Raw genomic sequence first — 2304 nt, 5'->3', positions numbered from 1 at the left:
TGCCGCGCTTCATCATGGAGGATTAGCTCAGTTGGGAGAGCGTCTGCCTTACAAGCAGAGGGTCACAGGTTCGAGCCCTGTATCCTCCATTGACCCGCAAGGGTCCGGATCCACGCGGAAGTAGTTCAGTGGTAGAACATCACCTTGCCATGGTGGGGGTCGCGGGTTCGAATCCCGTCTTCCGCTTCGTCGTTTGCGGCGAAGAACTGAATATGCACCCATAGCGCAACTGGATAGAGTGTCTGACTACGAATCAGAAGGTTGTAGGTTCGACTCCTACTGGGTGCATTGTTCGGGAAATAGCTCAGCTTGGTAGAGCACCTGGTTTGGGACCAGGGGGTCGCAGGTTCGAATCCTGTTTTCCCGATAGGAACGATGCACATCGTTCTTTTTAATTGAAGTTTTTTCGCGGTGTAGCTCAGCTGGCTAGAGCGTCCGGTTCATACCCGGGAGGTCGAGGGTTCGATCCCCCCCGCCGCGATCGAGCTTGGACCTTTAGCTCAGTTGGTTAGAGCAGACGGCTCATAACCGTCCGGTCGTAGGTTCGAGCCCTACAAGGTCCATCTGTCTCTTTACAGGGTGGGCTGCGTTGGCTATAATATTTCTTGTTATCGCGGGATGGAGCAGTCTGGTAGCTCGTCGGGCTCATAACCCGAAGGTCGTTGGTTCAAATCCAGCTCCCGCAATTGGTTCCATGGTCTAGTTGGTTAGGACGCCTGCCTGTCACGCAGGAGATCACGGGTTCGAGTCCCGTTGGAACCGGTGTCGGCTCGGTAGCTCAGTTGGTAGAGCAATGGATTGAAGCTCCATGTGTCGGCAGTTCGATTCTGTCCCGCGCCAGTATCCGCACACTGCGGGTGTAGTTTAGTGGTAAAACCACAGCCTTCCAAGCTGTTGTCGCGAGTTCGATTCTCGTCACCCGCTGGATCGGGTTATGGGCCTATAGCTCAGCTGGTTAGAGCGCACGCCTGATAAGCGTGAGGTCGATGGTTCAAGTCCATTTAGGCCCATTAACTGAATATTATGGAGACGTACTCAAGTGGCTGAAGAGGCGCCCCTGCTAAGGGTGTAGGTCGGGAAACTGGCGCGAGGGTTCAAATCCCTCCGTCTCCGTTGTTTATGGCCCGTTGGTCAAGTGGTTAAGACACCGCCCTTTCACGGCGGTAACATGGGTTCAAATCCCGTACGGGTCATGCCAAACATAAACTTTTTTCAGATGGAGAATTACCCAAGTCTGGCTGAAGGGAACGGTCTTGAAAACCGTCAGGTGGGGAAACCCACGCGAGGGTTCGAATCCCTCATTCTCCTTTAACATTATCGCGGGATGGAGCAGTCTGGTAGCTCGTCGGGCTCATAACCCGAAGGTCGTTGGTTCAAATCCAGCTCCCGCAATTACAACTCAATATTGTTGGTTCCATGGTCTAGTTGGTTAGGACGCCTGCCTGTCACGCAGGAGATCACGGGTTCGAGTCCCGTTGGAACCGTTAATGGCTCGGTAGCTCAGTTGGTAGAGCAATGGATTGAAGCTCCATGTGTCGGCGGTTCGATTCCGTCCCGCGCCATTTCTGGAGGATTAGCGAAGAGGCTAAACGCGACGGACTGTAAATCCGTTCCTTCGGGTTCCTAGGTTCGAATCCTAGATCCTCCATTTATAGGGATATAGTTTAAAGGTAGAACTACGGTCTCCAAAACCGTCAGTGTGGGTTCAATTCCTACTATCCCTGCTTTTAATGATATGGCGGTATTGGTGAAGTGGTTAACACACTGGTTTGTGGATCCAGCATACGTGGGTTCGATTCCCACATACCGCCCTTGATTGGGGTATAGCCAAGTGGTAAGGCAACGGACTTTGACTCCGTCATGCGCTGGTTCGAATCCAGCTACCCCAATTGCTCTGAGAGCTAGCTTTTGGCGGTGTAGCCAAGTGGTAAGGCAAAGGTCTGCAAAACCTATATGCGTCGGTTCGAATCCGATCACCGCCTTTCTTGGGGATGACGCCAAGAGATTAACTGAATATGCCGGTGTGGCGGAATAGGCAGACGCGCTGGACTCAAAATCCAGTTCCAGCAATGGAGTATCGGTTCGACCCCGATCACCGGTATTGAGTCCGCTTTGACAGCGGACATTAGGACCCTAAACGTTGACGTATCAGCGTTTAGGGTTTTTGATTTGCCGTCAGAACTTACGCGGGGCGGCCAATCGCGCCCAAACTGTAAGCACCCAATAACCGACCGCCTTGCAAACTAAGAAGGGGCGTAATCCGCATTCTCGGATTACGCCCCTTCGTTGTTCAAGCAATCTCTT

Annotated in this window: 23 tRNA genes; all 23 read left to right on the top strand. The window is 52.7% G+C overall.

The window, feature by feature from the left end:
• Nucleotides 1-16 precede the first annotated feature (16 nt).
• The 23 genes from HII33_RS13675 to HII33_RS13565 all read left to right on the top strand — a co-directional run bounded on the left by HII33_RS13675 (nucleotide 17) and on the right by HII33_RS13565 (nucleotide 2101).
• Nucleotides 17-89: transfer RNA gene (locus HII33_RS13675), tRNA-Val, on the top strand.
• 25 nt (nucleotides 90-114) lie between these two features.
• A tRNA-Gly gene (locus HII33_RS13670) sits at nucleotides 115-186 on the top strand.
• Between the two features lie 28 nt (nucleotides 187-214).
• Nucleotides 215-288: transfer RNA gene (locus HII33_RS13665), tRNA-Arg, on the top strand.
• 5 nt (nucleotides 289-293) lie between these two features.
• Nucleotides 294-367, top strand: a tRNA-Pro gene (locus tag HII33_RS13660).
• A 40-nt stretch (nucleotides 368-407) separates the two neighbouring features.
• Nucleotides 408-481 (top strand) — tRNA-Met (locus tag HII33_RS13655).
• 8 nt (nucleotides 482-489) lie between these two features.
• Nucleotides 490-563 (top strand) — tRNA-Ile (locus tag HII33_RS13650).
• Between the two features lie 49 nt (nucleotides 564-612).
• A tRNA-Met gene (locus tag HII33_RS13645) sits at nucleotides 613-686 on the top strand.
• 2 nt (nucleotides 687-688) lie between these two features.
• Nucleotides 689-762 (top strand) — tRNA-Asp (locus HII33_RS13640).
• Nucleotides 763-767: 5 nt separating this feature from the next.
• A tRNA-Phe gene (locus tag HII33_RS13635) sits at nucleotides 768-840 on the top strand.
• Between the two features lie 13 nt (nucleotides 841-853).
• Nucleotides 854-924 (top strand) — tRNA-Gly (locus tag HII33_RS13630).
• 12 nt (nucleotides 925-936) lie between these two features.
• Nucleotides 937-1010, top strand: a tRNA-Ile gene (locus HII33_RS13625).
• 15 nt (nucleotides 1011-1025) lie between these two features.
• A tRNA-Ser gene (locus HII33_RS13620) sits at nucleotides 1026-1113 on the top strand.
• A gap of 8 nt (nucleotides 1114-1121) precedes the next feature.
• Nucleotides 1122-1193: transfer RNA gene (locus tag HII33_RS13615), tRNA-Glu, on the top strand.
• Nucleotides 1194-1218: 25 nt separating this feature from the next.
• Nucleotides 1219-1308, top strand: a tRNA-Ser gene (locus HII33_RS13610).
• Nucleotides 1309-1318: 10 nt separating this feature from the next.
• Nucleotides 1319-1392: transfer RNA gene (locus HII33_RS13605), tRNA-Met, on the top strand.
• Between the two features lie 18 nt (nucleotides 1393-1410).
• Nucleotides 1411-1484 (top strand) — tRNA-Asp (locus HII33_RS13600).
• Between the two features lie 5 nt (nucleotides 1485-1489).
• Nucleotides 1490-1562: transfer RNA gene (locus HII33_RS13595), tRNA-Phe, on the top strand.
• Between the two features lie 5 nt (nucleotides 1563-1567).
• Nucleotides 1568-1648 (top strand) — tRNA-Tyr (locus HII33_RS13590).
• Between the two features lie 5 nt (nucleotides 1649-1653).
• Nucleotides 1654-1724, top strand: a tRNA-Trp gene (locus HII33_RS13585).
• 14 nt (nucleotides 1725-1738) lie between these two features.
• A tRNA-His gene (locus HII33_RS13580) sits at nucleotides 1739-1811 on the top strand.
• Between the two features lie 6 nt (nucleotides 1812-1817).
• Nucleotides 1818-1889 (top strand) — tRNA-Gln (locus HII33_RS13575).
• Between the two features lie 21 nt (nucleotides 1890-1910).
• Nucleotides 1911-1982, top strand: a tRNA-Cys gene (locus HII33_RS13570).
• Between the two features lie 35 nt (nucleotides 1983-2017).
• Nucleotides 2018-2101: transfer RNA gene (locus HII33_RS13565), tRNA-Leu, on the top strand.
• The last annotated feature ends 203 nt before the right edge of the window (nucleotides 2102-2304 follow it).

The sequence above is a fragment of the Lacticaseibacillus absianus genome, assembly GCF_013407595.1.
In the GTDB taxonomy this organism is placed as follows: domain Bacteria; phylum Bacillota; class Bacilli; order Lactobacillales; family Lactobacillaceae; genus Lacticaseibacillus; species Lacticaseibacillus absianus.
The sequence above is the reverse complement of the archived record's forward strand: the minus strand, read 5'-3'. Positions and strand labels throughout refer to the sequence as shown.